This is a genomic window from Nocardioides fonticola (assembly GCF_039536805.1).
GTDB lineage: Bacteria > Actinomycetota > Actinomycetes > Propionibacteriales > Nocardioidaceae > Nocardioides > Nocardioides fonticola.
Window position 1 is genome coordinate 20,509 of the sequence record NZ_BAAAZH010000011.1, and the last position, 15,853, is coordinate 36,361.

General features: G+C 73.5%; 14 protein-coding genes. 8 read left to right on the forward strand and 6 right to left on the reverse strand.

All coding sequences use genetic code 11. The features are described from left to right. Nucleotides 1-73 precede the first annotated feature (73 nt). Nucleotides 74-586: a hypothetical protein gene (locus tag ABD671_RS06830; RefSeq protein WP_344732532.1), complete on the forward strand. Its 513-nt coding sequence runs from the start codon at nt 74-76 to the stop codon at nt 584-586. Nucleotides 587-697: 111 nt separating this feature from the next. Here the strand turns inward: ABD671_RS06830 and ABD671_RS06835 are convergent, their stop codons facing one another. From ABD671_RS06835 to ABD671_RS06845, 3 genes are all read right to left on the reverse strand, one after another. Continuing rightward, on the reverse strand, nt 698-1,186 hold the full coding sequence (locus ABD671_RS06835; protein WP_344732533.1) for a glutathione peroxidase: 489 nt from the start codon (nt 1,184-1,186) through the stop codon (nt 698-700). Between the two features lie 4 nt (nt 1,187-1,190). After that, nucleotides 1,191-2,744: an MFS transporter gene (locus ABD671_RS06840; RefSeq protein WP_344732534.1), complete on the reverse strand. Its 1,554-nt coding sequence runs from the start codon at nt 2,742-2,744 to the stop codon at nt 1,191-1,193. Between the two features lie 133 nt (nt 2,745-2,877). Continuing rightward, on the reverse strand, nt 2,878-3,858 hold the full coding sequence (locus tag ABD671_RS06845) for a LacI family DNA-binding transcriptional regulator (protein WP_344732535.1): 981 nt from the start codon (nt 3,856-3,858) through the stop codon (nt 2,878-2,880). 159 nt (nt 3,859-4,017) lie between these two features. Between ABD671_RS06845 and ABD671_RS06850 the strand changes: the two genes are divergently transcribed. From ABD671_RS06850 to ABD671_RS06865, 4 genes are all read left to right on the forward strand, one after another. Beyond that, on the forward strand, nt 4,018-5,418 hold the full coding sequence (locus ABD671_RS06850) for an MFS transporter (protein WP_344732536.1): 1,401 nt from the start codon (nt 4,018-4,020) through the stop codon (nt 5,416-5,418). After that, on the forward strand, nt 5,415-6,269 hold the full coding sequence (locus ABD671_RS06855; protein ID WP_344732537.1) for a shikimate dehydrogenase: 855 nt from the start codon (nt 5,415-5,417) through the stop codon (nt 6,267-6,269). Before ABD671_RS06850 ends, ABD671_RS06855 begins: the two co-directional genes overlap by 4 nt. Then, on the forward strand, nt 6,266-8,104 hold the full coding sequence (locus tag ABD671_RS06860; protein WP_344732538.1) for a sugar phosphate isomerase/epimerase and 4-hydroxyphenylpyruvate domain-containing protein: 1,839 nt from the start codon (nt 6,266-6,268) through the stop codon (nt 8,102-8,104). The genes ABD671_RS06855 and ABD671_RS06860 overlap by 4 nt, the downstream gene beginning before the upstream one ends. 71 nt (nt 8,105-8,175) lie before the next feature. Then, nucleotides 8,176-8,850, forward strand: a complete 675-nt coding sequence (locus tag ABD671_RS06865) for a TetR/AcrR family transcriptional regulator (protein ID WP_344732539.1) — start codon at nt 8,176-8,178, stop codon at nt 8,848-8,850. Here ABD671_RS06865 and ABD671_RS06870 read toward each other — a convergent pair. The 3 genes from ABD671_RS06870 to ABD671_RS06880 are packed head-to-tail and all read right to left on the reverse strand — an operon-like array spanning nt 8,832 to nt 11,854. Continuing rightward, entirely contained in the window at nt 8,832-9,404 is a 573-nt protein-coding gene (locus ABD671_RS06870) for an SACE_7040 family transcriptional regulator (RefSeq protein ID WP_344732540.1), read from the reverse strand. The two genes, ABD671_RS06865 and ABD671_RS06870, sit on opposite strands and share 19 nt — an antisense overlap. Nucleotides 9,405-9,414: 10 nt before the next feature. Next, on the reverse strand, nt 9,415-10,557 hold the full coding sequence (gene metX / locus ABD671_RS06875; RefSeq protein ID WP_344732541.1) for a homoserine O-acetyltransferase MetX: 1,143 nt from the start codon (nt 10,555-10,557) through the stop codon (nt 9,415-9,417). Between the two features lie 10 nt (nt 10,558-10,567). Next, nucleotides 10,568-11,854, reverse strand: a complete 1,287-nt coding sequence (locus tag ABD671_RS06880) for an O-acetylhomoserine aminocarboxypropyltransferase/cysteine synthase family protein (RefSeq protein WP_344732542.1) — start codon at nt 11,852-11,854, stop codon at nt 10,568-10,570. Between the two features lie 116 nt (nt 11,855-11,970). Here ABD671_RS06880 and ABD671_RS06885 point away from each other — a divergent pair, with 116 nt between their 5' ends. The 3 genes from ABD671_RS06885 to ABD671_RS06895 form a co-directional block, all read left to right on the forward strand. After that, a complete protein-coding gene (locus tag ABD671_RS06885; RefSeq protein WP_344732543.1) occupies nt 11,971-13,368 on the forward strand; it encodes an LLM class flavin-dependent oxidoreductase in 1,398 nt (465 codons plus the stop codon). Between the two features lie 39 nt (nt 13,369-13,407). Continuing rightward, nucleotides 13,408-14,955, forward strand: a complete 1,548-nt coding sequence (locus tag ABD671_RS06890; protein WP_344732545.1) for a carboxyl transferase domain-containing protein — start codon at nt 13,408-13,410, stop codon at nt 14,953-14,955. Nucleotides 14,956-14,966: 11 nt separating this feature from the next. Next, nucleotides 14,967-15,853: ATP-binding protein (locus ABD671_RS06895; RefSeq protein ID WP_344732546.1), on the forward strand; the 887-nt coding region annotated here is incomplete at its 3' end.

Sequence of the window (15,853 nt, forward strand, 5' to 3'; positions counted from 1 at the left end):
GTGCCTAGAGGTGGCTAACCCCGCGTTACAAGCCGATCGGGCGCGCCCTTGCGCGCTGTGATTACATGATTACATGATCACAACAGAGCAGCAGGAGCGGGTGCACGGCTGGTTCGCCGGTCGACTGCCCGCGGGATGGCAGCCGGCCGAGGTGACCCTCGACCGGGAGGAGATCGTGGTCGTGCTGACCACGCCGGACGTCGAGCTCGCCGACGCGAGCGAGGCCGCCCTGGCCGAGGCGCGGGCCGGGCGGGCGTCGTCCTTCCGCGAGGAGACGCGCGCGCAGCGCATGGAGATCGCCGCCGAGGCCCAGCACCGCTACGAGCGGAAGGTGTCGTGGGGCGTGCGGGTCGGCCCCCACCGGGAGCTGTGGACCCACGTCTCGGCGCCGGTGATGACCCGGCTGCGCCAGCCGCAGCGGCTCGTCCTCGACACCCTCGTGGACGCCGGGGTGGCGCGGTCGCGCTCGGACGCGCTCGCGTGGTGCGTGCGGCTCGTCGGCCAGCACGAGGGCGACTGGCTCGCCGAGCTGCGCGGTGCGATGGACGCCGTCGCCACGGTGCGGGCCCAGGGCCCGGTGGCGTGAACGGCCGGGAGCGCTGGGCGGCGTCCTGCTGTAACGCGGAGTTCCGGGGACTGTGAGCCCGTCAGGACGGGTGGGAAGTCCCCCTAACTCCGCGTTACAGCGGAGCGGGGCTCAGCCGAGCACACCCTCCACGGCCGCGACGAGGGCCGGGTCCTCGGGGACGACGCCGGGGGAGAAGCGGGCGACGACGGCACCGGAGCCGTCGATGAGGAACTTCTCGAAGTTCCAGGCGATGTCGCCGGCCTCGCCGTTCTCGTTGGGCGTGGCGGTGAGCTCGGCGTAGAGCGGGTGGCGGCCCTCGCCGTTGACCTCGATCTTCTCGGTCATCGGGAAGGTGACGCCGTAGGTGGCCGAGCAGAACTCCGCGATCTCCTCCGACGTGCCGGGCTCCTGGCCGCCGAACTGGTTGCACGGCAGACCCACCACGGTGAAGCCGCGGGCGGCATACTGCTCGTGCAGCGCCTCCAGTCCCGTGTACTGCGGCGTGAGCCCGCACTTGCTGGCCACGTTGACCAGCAGTGCGGGCTTGCCGCCGGTGATCTCGCCGAGGGTCGCGGCCGAACCGTCGAGGCGGCCGATCGAGGTGTCGAGGATGCTCATGTCCTCAGAGCGTAGAGGCGGTCTCCAGCAGGACGTCGCCGCCCTCGCGGTCGGCCGGCGGGGTCCACCGCCGTCCCGGCAGGGCGAGCAGTGCCCCGGCCGCGCCCACGAGGCACAGCGCGCCGATCACCAGGCAGCCGGTCGAGAGGCCGTCCATGAAGGCCGACTCCATCGCGAGCCGGACGGCGGGCACGCTCGCTCCGATGCTGTCGGCGACGCCGACCGACTCCTTCGCGGCCTCCAGCTGGCCCGCGGGCAGTCCGCCGCCGGAGAGCAGGTCGCCGAGCCGGCTGGCGTAGACGCTGGAGAAGACCGAGCCGATGACGGCCACGCCGAGGGTGCCGCCGAGCTCGCGGGTGGCGTCGTTGACCGCCGACCCGACGCCGGCGCGCGAGGGCGGGAGCACCTGCATGATCGACTCGGTCGCCGCCGTGCTCACCAGGCCGAGGCCCAGACCCATGAGCACCATCTGCGGCACGATCGTCGTCGGGTAGGAGATGTCGACGTCGCCGGTGGAGATCCACAGGAACGAGCTGCCCAGCAGCGCCAGACCGGCGGTGACGACCGTCTTGGTGCCGAGCCGGGGGGCGATCAGGCCGCCGACGATCGAGGCGATGGCGATGCAGGCCGCGACCGGGATCGTGCGGGCGCCGGCGCCCAGCGGGGAGTAGTCGCGCAGGAACTGGAAGAACTGCGTGATGAGGAAGATGAAGCCGAAGAGGGAGAAGAAGGCGATCGTCACGGCTCCGGACGCCGCGCTGAAGCGCGGGTCGGCGAAGAGGCTGACGTCGAGCATGGGGTGCTCGGCGCGGCGCTCGACGGCCACGAACAGTGCGATGAGGGCGGCGGCCGCGGCGAAGCCGAGCAGGGTGGCCGCGGAGCTCCAGCCGCGCTCGGGGCCCTCGATGATCGTGTAGGTGAGCAGGCCGAGCGCGGCGATGGAGACGCCGAGACCGGGCAGGTCGAGCGGCGGGACGCCGGGATCGCGCGACTCCGGCACGAAGGCGAGCGTCATGCCGATCGCCAGCACCGCCACCGGCACGAGCGCCCAGAAGACGGCGTGCCAGGTGAAGTGCTCCAGCAGCCAGCCACCGGCCACCGGGCCGAGCGCCACGCCCATGCCGGTGCTCGCGCCCCAGGCGCCCAACGCCGCTGCGCGCTCGCCGCGCTCGCGGAAGGTGTTGGCGATGATCGACAGCGTCGTCGGGAAGATCAGGGCCGCGAAGACGCCCATGACGAAGCGCAGGGAGATGAGCGCTCCGGCGCTGTCGACGAGGGCGGCCACCCCGCTCGCGGCGGCGAAGCCGACGAGCCCGAGCAGCAGGGACGGCCGCCGTCCGAACCGGTCGGAGAGCGAGCCCATCGCCAGCACGAGGGCGGCGAAGGCGAGGTTGTAGCCGTCGACGATCCACAGCAGGTCGCGGGTGCCGGCGTCGAGCTCCCGAGCGAGGTCGGGCAGCGCGACGTTCACGATCGTGGTGTCGAGGTTGATGGTCAGGGCAGCGAGGCACACCGTGACGAGCACGAGCGGCTTGCGGATCGCGGTGGGTGAGGACATCGGGGCTCCTGGGGTCTCGGTCCGATGAAGTGGACGGCGTCAACATCGCCGATGACGAGAGTGTGGAGCCTCGATGTGGATGGTGTCAACACTGGGGTGCGGGACGGCTCTCGCGACCGCCGTGGTGCCCGCCTCAGGACCGCGGCGGACCGCTCGAGGCGCGCACCCGCAGCTCGGTGGGCAGCGCGGTGACACCATCGGTCTCGGCGCTGATGAGCAGGCCGACCGCCGCGGATCCGGCGTCGCGCGTGCGCTCGGCCAGGGTGGTCAGGGGCGGGTGGCAGAAGTCGGCACCGAAGATGTCGTCGAAGCCGACGACGCTGATGTCGGCGGGCACGGCGACGCCCCGCTCGGCCAGCCGGCGCAGCACGCCGATCGCGAGCATGTCGTTGTGGCAGACCACCGCCCGTGCACCGGCGGCGAGGGCGGCGTCGGCGGCCCCGGGGCCGCCGGCCAGCGTGGGCGAGTAGGGGCCCCAGCGCACCGCCTGGACACCGAGGTCGGCGCAGGCGCGCTGCAGCCCGGCCCAGCGTCGCGCCCCCGACCAGGAGCCGACCGGGCCGCCGAGGAACACCAGCTCGCGATGGCCGAGGGAGGCCAGATGCTCCACGACCTGGCGGGTGCCGGATTCGTAGTCGGCGACGACGGCCGGCAGTCCGGGCGTGGCCCGGTTGAGCAGCACGATCCGGCTGCGGGCAGCCGCCTCGCGCAGGGCGTCGTCGGGCAGCCGGGAGGCGGCGACGACGAAGCCGTCGACGGCGGGGTCGAGGCTGGTCAGCAGGTGCTGCTCGCGTTCGGGGCTCTCCTGGGTGTCGGCGACCACCAGCGTCCGTCCGGCCCGGGCGGCCGCCTGCTCGGCGCCGGTGATGATGCCGCTGAAGAAGGGGTTGGTGAGGTCGGGCACGAGCAGCGCGAGGGTCTGGGTGCGGCCGGTGCCCATGGCGCGGGCGGCCGGGTTCGGCACGTAGCCGAGCTCGTCGGCGACCCTCAGCACGTGTTCGCGGGTGGCGGCGTTGACCCGCTGGGGCCGGGTGAAGGCGCGTGAGACGGTGGAGGTCGCGACGCCGGCGGCGCGGGCGACGTCGGTGATGGTCGCGCGGCGCTCCCGGGTCACGGAGCCGAGTATGCCGCTCGATCGGCACCGACCGGCTCGTCCCACGCCGGAGGGATGGCAACGAATGGCAAACGATTGCCATGTGATCGGGGCCACTCCTAGCGTCGTCGCACCGCATGCTCGCCGGAGCGTGCCCGACCAGACCAGGAGCCGGGAGCCATGACGACCACCCCGATCCCCGCCCCGCCGGAGCGCCCGGCGCCGCCCACCGCGACCCCGCGCCGTGCCGCCCTCGCCGCGTGGAGCGGCAGCGCGCTGGAGTACTACGACTTCGCGATCTACGGCACCGCCGCGGCGCTGGTCTTCCCCGACGTCTTCTTCCCCGACAGCGACCCCACGACGGCCACCATCGCCTCCTTCGCCACCTTCGGCGTCGGCTACGTCGCCCGCCCGATCGGCTCCTTCCTCATGGGCCACGTCGGCGACCGGCTCGGCCGCAAGCGGGTGCTCATCGGCACCCTGCTGCTGATGGGCATCTCGACCTTCCTCGTCGGCTGCCTGCCGACCTACGAGCAGGTCGGTGCGCTCGCCCCCGCCCTCCTCGTCGCGCTGCGCCTGCTCCAGGGCCTCTCCGCGGCCGGCGAGCAGGCCGGCGCCAACTCGATGTCCTTCGAGCACGCGCCCGCCGACCGACGCGGGTTCTTCACCAGCTTCACCCTCAGCGGCACCCAGGGCGGCCAGGTGATCGCCCCGGCGGTCTTCCTGCCGCTCGCGGCGCTGCTCTCCGACGACCAGCTGCAGAGCTGGGGCTGGCGGGTGCCGTTCTGGTTGAGCGCGGTCGTCGTCCTCGCCGGCTTCCTCATCCGTCGCACCCTCGAGGAGACCCCGGAGTTCCGGCGCGCCGCCGCCGACGCCGAGCGGACGCCGACCCGGGCACCGCGCACCCCGCTGCGCGAGCTCTTCGCCGACCACGCCGCCAGCGTCGTGCGGGTGTTCTTCGCCGCGTTCATCGCGATGGTCAACACCACGTTCGCCGTCTTCGCGCTCTCCTTCGCCACCTCCGACGACTACGGCGTCGGCATCAGCTCCACCGCCATGCTGTGGCTCGCGATCGTCGCGAACATCGTCGCCGTCGGCGTCATCCCGCTGTGGGCGCGGCTCTCGGACCGTGTGGGCCGCAAGCCGGTCTTCGTCTCCGGCCTGCTCGGCACCGCGGTCCTGGTCACGGGCTTCCTGTGGGCGATCTCCCGCGGCGACACCCTGCTGACGATCGTGCTCGGCATCGCGCTGGCCGGCGTCGTCTACTCGATGCCGAACGCCTGCTGGCCGGCCACGTACGCCGAGTACTTCCCGACCTCGGTGCGGCTCTCGGGCACGGCGATCGGCACCCAGTTCGGCTTCGCGCTGGCCGGATTCACCCCGGCCATCGCCGAGGCGCTCATGGGGGGCGAGGCCGGCAACTGGTGGCGTGTCGCCGCCTTCGCCGCCGGTGCCTGCCTCGTCTCCGCCGTCGCCGTGCTCACCGGTCCCTCGGGCACCCACCGCGTGCCGACCGAACGCCTGGGCCGCGCCGACGCCTCGCCCGTCGTCCGCCCGCTCGCGGAGTCGGTGGCGCGATGAGCGGACTGACCCTCGGCCTGGTCGGCGCCGGCATCGGCGCCAGCCTCACCCCGGCACTGCACGAACGCGAGGCCCGTGAGCAGGACCTCCTGCTGCGCTACCACCGCATCGACGCCGAGGCCGGCGGCTTCGGCGTCGAGGACCTGCCCGAGCTGCTGCGTTGGGCGCGCACCCTCGGGTTCGCCGGGCTCAACGTCACCCACCCCTTCAAGCAGGCCGTCGTCGGACTGCTCGACGACGTCGACGACGCCGCCGCCGACCTCGGAGCGGTCAACACCGTGGTGTGGCGCGGGGGCCGCAGCGTCGGCCACAACACCGACTGCACCGGCTACGGCCGCGCCTTCACCGAGGGGCTCGGCGACGCCGCCCGCGACCGCGTGCTGCTCCTCGGCGCCGGCGGAGCCGGCCTCGCCGTCGGCTATGCCCTGCTCGCCCAGGGGGTCGGCACCCTCACCGTCCACGACGCCGACCCGGCGCGTGCCGAGGAGGCGGTCGTGCGGCTCGAGAAGCGCTTCGACGCCGAGCGGCTCGCCGTCCTGAGCGATCCGCGCCTTCTCCCCGCGGCCGTCGGCGGCTCCGACGGGCTGGTCAACGCGACGCCGGTGGGCATGCTCGGCCACCCCGGCTCCCCCGTCGACCCCCACCACCTCGATCCGGCGATGTGGGTCTCCGACGTCGTCTACTTCCCCCTCGAGACGGAGCTGATCCGGGCCGCCCGCGCCCGGGGCTGCCGCACGCTGCCGGGCGGGGCGATGGCGGTGGGCCAGGCGGTCGATGCGTTCGCGCTGTTCACCGGTCGCCGCGCCGAGGCCGATCGGATGGCCCGGCACTTCGCGGAGCTGACCCGATGAGCACCGCGCAGGCCGCCCGAGCAGCCCGAGTCGCCCCGACCGCCGGTCCCGCCGGTCCGCAGCGCTCGCGCCGCGGCATCGCCACCGTCTCGCTCTCGGGACTGCTGGCCGACAAGCTCGAGGCCGCCGCCGCCGCGGGATTCGACGGCGTCGAGATCTTCGACAACGACCTGGTCGCGAGCCCGCTGAGCCCGCGCGAGGTCGCCCGGCGGTGCGCCGACCTGGGGTTGAGCATCGATCTGCTCCAGCCGTTGCGCGACGTCGAGGGCCTGCCGGCGGCGGAGGTGGCCGCCGCGCAGCGCCGCACCCGCCGCAAGCTGGAGGTGGCCGTCGAGCTGGGGGCACCGGCGATCCTCGTGTGCTCCTCGGTGCGGCCCGACGCCATCGACGACCCCGATCTCTCCGCCGCGCAGCTCGCGGCGCTCGCCGATCTGGCGGCCGACCACGGCGTCGTCCTGGCCTACGAGGCGCTGGCCTGGGGGCGCCACGTGCACCGCGTCGGTCAGGCGTGGGACGTCGTGCGGCGCGCCGACCATCCCGCGCTGACGCTGGCCGTCGACACCTTCCACCTGCTCTCGCGCGGCGACGACGCGTCGTCGCTGGCCGGCATCCCGGGTGAGCGCATCGGCTTCCTCCAGGTCGCCGACGCGCCGCTGCTGCGCATGGACGTCCTGGAGTGGAGCCGTCACCACCGCTCCTTCCCGGGTCAGGGCACCCTCGACGTCGCCGGCGTCGTCGCGGCCGTCCTCGAGGCCGGCTACGACGGCCCGGTGTCCCTGGAGGTCTTCTCCGACGTCGTCCGCGAGGCGCCCGCCGCGGAGACCGCCGCCGATGCGATCCGCTCCCTCGCCTACCTCGACGACGAGGTCGCCCGCCGCCGCGGACGCACGCCCACGACGCCGCCGGCGCCGGCCCGGGTCGACCCCGCCTTCCTGGAGCTGCCCGCCGACGCCGGCACCGAGGACGTCCTGCGTCGGCTCGGCTTCGAGCTGGTCGGCTGGCACCGGCACAAGGCCGTGGCCCGCTGGCGGCGCGGGGAGGCCGAGGTGCTCCTCAACGCCGCGGCCGACCGTCCGGCGCTGGGCCTGGTCACCGAGCCGGTGGCGCGGCTGGCCGAGCGGGCCCGCGACCTGGGGCGCCCGGCCGCCCGCGTCACGCGCCGCGACGACGACGCCGCCCTGCCCGGGGTGGTCTCGCCCGGAGGTCTCGCGGTCTTCGCCAGCGCCGCCGACGGCGTCGACGACTGGCGTCGCGACTTCCCCGCGCCGGAGCCGAGCGCAGCCGCGGGACTGCGGCTGGACCACCTCAACCTCGCCGTCGACCCGACGCGGCTGGGCGAGGAGGCCGCGTTCCTGCGCACGGTGCTCGGCCTCGCGGCCGCGCCCGTGGAGGAGTTCATCGACCCCCACGGCCGGGTGCTGAGCCGGGCCTTCCGGCCGATCGACGGGTCGCTGCGGCTGGTGCTCAACGCCGTGGAGGTGCCGGAGGCGGTGCGGGCGCGCCGCCCCAGCGGCCTGAGCCAGATCGCGCTGGCCTGCGACGACCTGCGGGCCGAGGTCGTCCGCCTGCGCGAGGCGGGGCTGCCGCTGTTGGCGGTGCCCGAGAACTACTACCGCGACCTGCAGGCCCGGCTCGACCTCGACGACGCCTTGGTCGAGGACCTGCGCGCCCACGGCCTGCTCTACGACCGGATCGGCGCGGGCGAGCTGCTGCACGTCTTCACGCCGGTGCTCGGCTCGGGCATCCACCTCGAGCTGCTCGAGCGGCGCGGCGGCTACGACGGCTACGGCGCGGCCAACACCCACGTGCGGCTCGCGGCCCAGGCCACCGGCTGACGGGTCCCGCTCCGCGCCCGCCGGTGTTCCCGGTGTCAACATCGGGCGCGGAGCGAGGTACCCTCCCTCGCGTGAGCACCGCCCGCGCCTACCACCACGGCAACCTCCGGGCCGCCCTCGTGGAGGCCGGCGTCGAGGCCGTCCGCGAGGCCCGGGGCCCCGAGGGCCTGGCGGTGCGCGACCTCGCCCGCCGTGTCGGCGTCAGCCACAACGCCGCCTACCGGCATTTCGCCGACCGCGACGAGCTGCTGGAGGAGATCGCCGGCGCCGGCATGGCCGCACTCACCGCCGCCGGAGCCGCCCGGTTGGCGGCCGTCGACGACGCCGACCCCGAGCGCCGTGCCCGGCTCGCCCTGCGCGAGATCGGGCGCAGCTACGTCGACTTCGCGCGCACCGACACCGGCCTGTTCCGCGTCGCGTTCGCCGCCTACCCGAGCTCGGCCGCCGCCCAGCCGATGGTCCCCGACGACGAGGCCGCCGCCGAGGGCAGCCCGTTCGGCCAGCTGAGCACCTGCCTCGACGCCCTCGTGGACGCCGGCTGGCTGCATCCGGAGGCTCGCCCGGGCGCGGAGTTCACGTGCTGGGCGATGGTGCACGGCCTGGCGATGCTCGTGCTCGAAGGCCCGCTGCAGCATCTGGACGACGCCTCGCGCCAGGCGATGGTCGACCAGGCGCTGGCCGCCATCGACCGCAGCTACGGCGCCACCACCGGCCGGGCCGGCGACGCCTACGTTCCGCTGGGCTGAGACACCGGCGCCCGCAGGGCGACCCGCGCCATCGCGGTGAGCAGAGCGGCCATCTCGACGTCGGGCAACAGGCCCGAGCGCGGGGTGGAGTTGAGCAGTCCGAAGGTCGCATGCGCCCGGGCCCGGGCCGCGGGCAGCGAGAGGTCGGCGTCCAGGCGGCGCAGCTGCTCGGCCCAGACGTCGATGTAGCGGCGTTGCAGCAGGCGCACGCGTTCGCGGGCGTCGCGCGGCAGCGACTCCCAGTCGCGGTCCTGGACGACGATGAGCGGTCGGTGTCGCAGCGCGAAGTCGACGTGCCAGTCCAGCAGCGCCTCGAGGGCGGCCTCGGCGTCGGGCGCCTGGGCCACGCGGTCGGTCGCCACCGCCAGCAGCCGCTCGCTGATCGAGACCAGCATCTCGGCGAGCAGGGCGTCCTTGGAGGCGAAGTGCTTGTAGAGCGCCGGCCCGGAGATGCCGCACGCGGCACCGAGATCGGCCACCGACACCCCGTGGAACCCGCGCCGGGCGAACAGATCGGCGGCGATCTCGAGGATCTGCTCGCGCCGGGTGCTCACCCGACGAAGGTTAACGGATGTTCACCGCCGGGACGCCGTCCAGCGCGGCGCGGACGCGCGCGTGGTAGCCCGGCGGCTCGAGCAGGAAGGAGTCGTGCCCCCACGGCGAGCGCAGCTCGACGGCGTCGACCTCGACCCCGGCCGCACGCAGCGCCGTCACGATCGGCTCGGACTGGGCGGTCGAGAAGCGCCAGTCGGTGTCGAAGGAGGTCAGCGAGACGCGGGTGCCGTGCGCGGCCAGCCGGGCCAGACGGGACGGCGTCGCGGGGTCGCCGAGGGGATCGAAGTGGTCGAGGGCGCGGGAGAGGTAGAGGTAGCTGAGCGCGTCGAAGCGGTCGAGGAAGCTCTCGCCCTGGTGCTGCAGGTAGCTCTCGACCTCGAAGTCGACGCCGAGGGTGGCCGTACCCGGCGCCCCGTCGGGGCCCGCGGGCACCCGCCGGTGGCCGAACTTCGAGGCGAGCGACTCGGCCGAGACGTAGGTGATGTGGGCCATCATGCGCGCGACCTTCAGGCCGCGACGCGGGGTGACGCCGTGCTCGGCGTATCGACCGTCGTGGAAGTCGGGGTCGCTCATGATCGCCTCGCGGGCGACCGCGGAGAAGGCGATGTTCTCGGTGGTCAGCCGGGCCGGGGTGGCCACGAGCACGGCGTGGTCGGTGCGCTCGGGCTCGGCCAGCAGCCACTCCAGCACCTGCATGCCGCCCAGCGATCCGCCGACGAGCGCGTGCAGGCGACCGATGCCGAGGTGGTCGAGCAACCGCCGGTGCACGCTCACCTGGTCGGCCACCTCGAACAGCGGGAAGTCCAGGCCGTGCACGCGCCCGGTGGCCGGGTCGATGGAGGAGGGCCCGGTGGTGCCGCGGCAGCCGCCGAGGAGGTTCGCGCACACCACGAACCACCGGTCGGTGTCGACGGCGAGCCCGGGACCCACGAGGTTCGCCCACCAGCCGCCCTCACCGGCGATGTGGGCGTCACCGGTGAGGGCGTGGCAGACGACCACGACGTTGTCGCGCTCGGGCGCGAGCTCGCCGAAGGTCTCGTAGGCGACCTCGACGTGGGCGAGCTCGGCGCCCGAGCGCAGTCGCAGCGGATCTCCTGAGGAGGTGAGGACGACCCGCTGCGGGCCCGACCACACGGGCTGCTCCGGGCTCACGGCCGCGCGGTCACTTCGCGGCGGTGAGGGCCTGGTCGAGATCGGCGATGAGGTCGTCGACGTTCTCGATGCCGATCGAGAGCCGCACGAGGTCCTCCGGCACCCCGGCCTTCTCCAGCTCGGCGGGCGTGAGCTGGCTGTGGGTCGTGGTGGCGTTGTGGATCGCCAGCGACTTGGCATCGCCGATGTTGGCCAGGTGGCTGAACAGCTGGAGGCTCTCGACGAACCGGCGGCCGCCGTCCCGCCCGGACTTCACCCCGAAGCTCACCAGGCCGCCGTAGCCGCGGCCGGTGAAGATGCGGTCGGCGACCGCCTTGCTCGGGTCGCCCTCGAGGCCGGGGTAGTTCACCCAGCTGACCGACTCGTGGTTCTGCAGGAACCGCGCGACCTCGAGCGCGTTGGCGCTGTGCCGCTCCATGCGCAGGTGGAGGGTCTCCAGGCCCTGGAGGAAGAGCCAGGAGTTGAGCGGCGCGATCGCGGCGCCGGTGTTGCGCAGCAGCACCGTGCGCGCGCGGATGATGTAGGCGAGGTTGCCGACGGCCTCGGTCCACACGACGCCGTGGTAGGCGGCGTCGGGCTGGGTCAGGCCCGGGAACCGCTCCGCGTGCGCGGCCCAGTCGAAGGTGCCGGCGTCGACGATGACGCCGCCGATCGAGGTGCCGTGGCCGCCGATGTACTTGGTGGCCGAGTGCACCGAGACGTCGACACCGTGGTCGAAGGGGCGGGCGAGGAACGGCGTGGTGGCGGTGTTGTCGACGATGAGCGGCAGGCCCTTGGCGTGGGCGGCGTCGGCCCAGGCGCGCAGGTCGACGACGTTGAGCTTGGGGTTGCCGACGGTCTCGGCGAAGACGAGCTTGGTGCGCTCGTCGACGGCGGCGTCCAGCGCGGACGGGTCGTCGGGGTCGACGAAACGCACCTCGATGCCGAACTGCGGCAGCGTGTGCGCGAAGAGCGCGTAGGTGCCGCCGTAGAGGGTCGAGATGGCCACGATGTTGTCGCCGGCGTAGGTCAGGTTGAGCACGGCGTAGGTGATGGCGCTCGAGCCGGACGCCGTCGCGAGGGCGCCGACGCCGCCCTCGAGCTGGGTGATGCGCTCCTCGAAGACCGACTGGGTCGGGTTCATGATGCGCGTGTAGATGTTGCCGGGCTCGGCCAGCGCGAAGAGGTTGGCGGCGTGGTCGGCGTCGTTGAAGACGTAGGACGTCGTCTGGTAGATCGGCACGGCCCGGGCGTTGGTGGCCGGATCGGCGACCTCCTGTCCGGCGTGCACGGCGAGGGTCTCGGGGCGGTAGGTCATGACGGGCTCCTGGGGCGGACGACGCTGTCTGGTGCGAACACTCTAAAGTCGATCAAGTCACTCCACAATGCAGTGTCCGCCACCTGATCCGCCCGCCGAGCCAGCAGGAGCCAGCCGTGCCCCACCCCGAGCCCCAGCCCGAGCCCCAGCCCGTCCGCTTCAACGCCTTCGACATGAACTGCGTCGGTCACCAGTCGCCCGGTCTGTGGCGGCACCCCCAGGACCGCTCCCGCGACTACCGCGACCTCGACTACTGGACGGGCCTGGCCCGCACCCTCGAACGCGGCGTCTTCGACGGCCTGTTCATCGCCGACGTGCTCGGCACCTACGACGTCTTCGGCGGCAGCGACGAGGCCACGCTCCGGGCCGGCACCCAGGTGCCGGTCAACGACCCGATGATGCTCGTCTCGGCGATGGCGCACGTGACCGAGCACCTCGGCTTCGGCATCACCGCCGGCACCGCCTACGAGCACCCGTATCCGTTCGCCCGTCGCATGTCGACGCTCGACCACCTCACCCGCGGTCGCGTGGGCTGGAACGTCGTCACCGGCTACCTGCCCTCGGCCGCCCGCAACATGGGGCACGACGACCAGCTCGAGCACGACGAGCGCTACGACCACGCCGAGGAGTACCTCGAGGTGCTCTACAAGCTGTGGGAGGGCTCCTGGGAGGACGACGCCGTCGTCCTCGATGCCGCCGGCGGTCGCTTCACCGACCCCGCCAAGGTGCATCCGATCGAGCACCACGGCCGGTGGTTCGACGTCCCCGGCATCCACCTGTGCGAGCCGTCGCCGCAGCGTTCGCCCGTGATCTTCCAGGCCGGGTCGTCCCCGCGCGGAGTGGCCTTCGCGGCCCGCCACGCCGAGGCGATCTTCGTGGCGCCGCCGACCAAGGAGATCCTCGCCGACACCGTCCGTCGCATCCGGGCGGCGCTGGTGGAGGAGGGCCGCGCGCCCGACTCGGCACGCATCTACGCGCTGATGACCGTCATCACCGACGCGACGTCCGAGGCTGCCCACACCAAGCACGAGGAGTACCTCGCGCACGCCGATCTCGAGGGGGCGCTCGTGCTGTGCTCGGGATGGATGGGCGTCGACCTGTCGCGCTACCGGCTCGACGAGCCCGTGGGAGCGATCCGGTCCAACGCCATCCAGTCCGCGGTCGCGGCGTTCAACCAGGCCGACCCGAAGGGCGGGGAGTGGACCGTGGGCGACATCGCGCGCTGGGCCGCCATCGGCGGGCTGGGGCCGCGCATCGTGGGGTCCGGCGAGGAGGTCGCCGACGAGCTCCAGGCCTGGGTCGCCGAGACCGGGGTCGACGGGTTCAACCTGGCCTACGCCATCACCCCCGGCACCTTCGAGGACGTCGTCGAGCACGTCGTCCCGGTGCTCCAGGAGCGCGGCGTCTACCCGACGTCCTACGAGCCGGGCACGCTGCGCGAGCGGCTCTTCGGCCGCGGCGACCGCCTGCCCGAGGAGCACCACGGCGCCTCCTTCCGACGCGTCCGGGTGTGATCCCTCGACGCACTGGTTAACGCTCGCTAACCTGGCGGGGTGAGCACCCCCGACCTGCGCAGCCTCACCGCCGAGCTGCACGAACGCCTCGCGCGCGTGCGGCTCGGCGGCAGCGAGTCCAGCCGCCGCCGGCACGTCGAGCGCGGCAAGCTGCTCGCCCGCGACCGCATCGACCACCTGCTCGACCCCGGCAGCCCGTTCCTCGAGCTCAGCCCGCTTGCCGCCTACGGCATGTACGCCGACGACGACCCCTGGGCCGTGCCGAGCGCCGGCATCGTGGCCGGCATCGGGCGCGTGCAGGGCCGCCTCGTGGTCGTCGCCGCCAACGACGCCACCGTCAAGGGCGGCACCTACTACCCGATGACGGTCAAGAAGCACCTGCGCGCGCAGACCGTCGCCGCCGAGAACCGGCTGCCCTGCGTCTACCTCGTCGACTCCGGCGGGGCGTTCCTGCCGATGCAGGACGAGGTCTTCCCCGACCGCGAGCACTTCGGGCGGATCTTCTTCAACCAGGCGAACATGAGCGCACGCGGCATCCCGCAGATCGCCAGCGTCATGGGCTCCTGCACCGCCGGCGGCGCCTACGTGCCGGCGATGAGCGACGAGACCGTCATCGTGCGCGGGCAGGGCACGATCTTCCTCGGCGGCCCGCCGCTGGTGAAGGCCGCCACCGGCGAGGTCGTCACCGCCGAGGAGCTCGGCGGCGGCGACGTGCACGCCCGCACCTCCGGCGTCGTCGACCACCTGGCCGAGGACGACGACCACGCCCTGGCCATCGTGCGCGGCATCGTCGACACCCTGCGTCCCGACCCGGCGCCGTCCTGGGAGGTGCGCACGCCCGAGGAGCCCGCCCTCGACCCCGCGGGCCTCTACGACGTCGTCCCGGCCGACACCCGCACGCCCTACGACGTCCGCGAGGTCATCCGCCGGGTCGTCGACGGCTCGCACTTCAGCGAGTTCAAGCAGCTCTACGGCGAGACCCTCGTGTGCGGCTTCGCCCACGTCTGGGGCCACCCCGTCGGAATCGTGGCCAACAACGGCATCCTCTTCAGCGAGTCGGCCCTCAAGGGCGCGCACTTCGTCGAGCTGTGCAACCAGCGCGGCATCCCGCTGCTCTTCCTGCAGAACATCTCCGGCTTCATGGTGGGTCGCGAGTACGAGAACCGCGGCATCGCGCGCGACGGCGCCAAGCTGGTCACGGCGGTGGCGTGCAGCGTCGTCCCGAAGCTGACCGTCGTCATCGGCGGCTCCTTCGGGGCCGGCAACTACGGCATGTGCGGACGCGCCTACGACCCGCGCTTCCTGTGGATGTGGCCCAACGCGCGCATCTCGGTGATGGGCGGCGAGCAGGCCGCCACCGTGCTCGCCACGGTCGCCGGCAAGGAGGCCGGCCCGGAGGCCGAGGAGTTCAAGGCGCCGATCCGCGCCCAGTACGAGACCCAGGGCTCGCCCTACTACGCCACCGCGCGGCTGTGGGACGACGGCGTCATCGACCCGATCGACACCCGCCGCGTGCTCGGCATGGCGTTGGAGACCGTCGGCCGCGCCCCGGTGCCCGAGCCCTCCTACGGCGTCTTTCGCATGTGATGGGAACCCAGATGAAGACCCTCCTCATCGCCAACCGCGGCGAGATCGCGATCCGCGTCATGCGCACCGCCGCCGCGATGGGCATCCGCACCGTCGCGATCCACACCGACCTCGACGCCGGCGCCCCGCACGTGCGGGAGGCCGACACCGCCGTGCGCGTGGAGAGCTACCTCGACGTCGAGGCCGTCGTCGCGGCCGCCGTGGCCTCGGGCGCCGACGCGGTGCACCCGGGCTACGGCTTCCTCTCCGAGCGGGCGCCGTTCGCGGCGGCCGTCGCGGCAGCGGGGCTGACCTTCGTCGGCCCGAGCGCCGAGGTCATCGAGCGCATGGGCCGCAAGGACGCCGCCCGCGAGATCGCCGAGGCCGCGGGCGTGCCCGTCGTCCCGCGAGGCGACGGCGACGGCGTCCCGACGTCGTTCCCGGTGCTCGTGAAGGCGGCCGCCGGCGGCGGCGGCAAGGGCATGCGCATCGTGCGGGCCGCCGAGGAGTACGAGGAGGCGGTGATCGCGGCCCGCCGCGAGTCCGAGCGCGCCTTCGGCGACGGCACCCTGCTGGTCGAGAAGTACGTCGAGCGCGGCCGGCACATCGAGGTGCAGGTGCTCGCCGACGCCCACGGGCACGTGGTGCATCTCGGCGAGCGCGACTGCTCCAGTCAGCGGCGCCATCAGAAGGTGCTCGAGGAGGCGCCGGCGCCCGACCTCGACCCCGCGGTGCGCGCGCTGGTGTGCGAGGCGAGCGTCGCGCTGGCCCGGCAGGTCGGCTACGTCAACGCCGGCACCGTGGAGTTCCTCCTCGACGTCGAGACGGGTGAGGCGTACTTCCTGGAGATGAACACCCGCCTCCAGGTCGAGCACCCCGTCACCGAGCTCGTCACCCGCATCGGCGGCGAGCATGTCGA

What these genes read in the sequence shown, in the direction of transcription:
- ABD671_RS06880 (WP_344732542.1), bottom strand. Translation starts at nt 11,854, where the DNA reads ATGACCTACCGCCCCGAGACCCTCGCCGTGCACGCCGGACAGGAGGTC.
- ABD671_RS06835 (WP_344732533.1), bottom strand. Translation starts at nt 1,186, where the DNA reads ATGAGCATCCTCGACACCTCGATCGGCCGCCTCGACGGTTCGGCCGCG.
- ABD671_RS06855 (WP_344732537.1), top strand. Translation starts at nt 5,415, where the DNA reads ATGAGCGGACTGACCCTCGGCCTGGTCGGCGCCGGCATCGGCGCCAGC.
- ABD671_RS06840 (WP_344732534.1), bottom strand. Translation starts at nt 2,744, where the DNA reads ATGTCCTCACCCACCGCGATCCGCAAGCCGCTCGTGCTCGTCACGGTG.
- ABD671_RS06850 (WP_344732536.1), top strand. Translation starts at nt 4,018, where the DNA reads ATGACGACCACCCCGATCCCCGCCCCGCCGGAGCGCCCGGCGCCGCCC.
- ABD671_RS06830 (WP_344732532.1), top strand. Translation starts at nt 74, where the DNA reads ATGATCACAACAGAGCAGCAGGAGCGGGTGCACGGCTGGTTCGCCGGT.
- ABD671_RS06860 (WP_344732538.1), top strand. Translation starts at nt 6,266, where the DNA reads ATGAGCACCGCGCAGGCCGCCCGAGCAGCCCGAGTCGCCCCGACCGCC.